The following is a 559-nucleotide window of genomic DNA, read 5'->3' on the forward strand; positions in this document are numbered from 1 at the left end:
AGCTTAAGATGCCGCCTATACAAAATGCACATGTATGGATGCACCCCTAGTAGTCGCCATCCTCGAAGAGTTTCTCCTGATTTTGGATGTAGCCTACGCGAACATCGGCCCAGGCTTCCGTCTCGAGCAATCTGCCGGGAAGCCGCTCATCCAACATCAGGAGCGCCATCGCGAAGCCCTCTGGGTCTCTATGAGGCCGGTCCTTGAGCGCCCTCGCAATGCTCTTGACGTAGCCCCTGGCACGCCTCTCGGTTTCAGCGTCATGATCGACTTGGGGTTTCTCTTCTCCCTTGGCTGTAAGTTGGGCTTCCGCCCAGTTCATTTCCAGCAGTTGATCCGCTGTCCTTCCCTGCGCGGCCAATTCTCGTTTGACGCGCCTCATGTTCGCCACCGAGCCTTCGGCCACGGAACACTCCAACGCGATTCGGCTTTTGGAATAGTCGGTCCGCGCTGTAAGCCTCCAGGCTGCATTCATTTTGTCCTGCAGGCTCATCGGCATCTTGTTCTTTGAGTTCAGAGAGACCGACTTGGCTAAGGCCTCTTCTAGACTGCCCTTAAA

At 55.8% G+C, this 559-nt stretch carries 1 pseudogene; it reads right to left on the bottom strand.

The features are described from left to right. Positions 1-46: 46 nt before the first annotated feature. Positions 47-559: pseudogene (locus EN780_RS37025) on the bottom strand (hypothetical protein); the annotation flags it as partial.

It is taken from the genome of Mesorhizobium sp. M4B.F.Ca.ET.089.01.1.1, from assembly GCF_004022605.1.
Lineage (GTDB): Bacteria > Pseudomonadota > Alphaproteobacteria > Rhizobiales > Rhizobiaceae > Mesorhizobium > Mesorhizobium abyssinicae.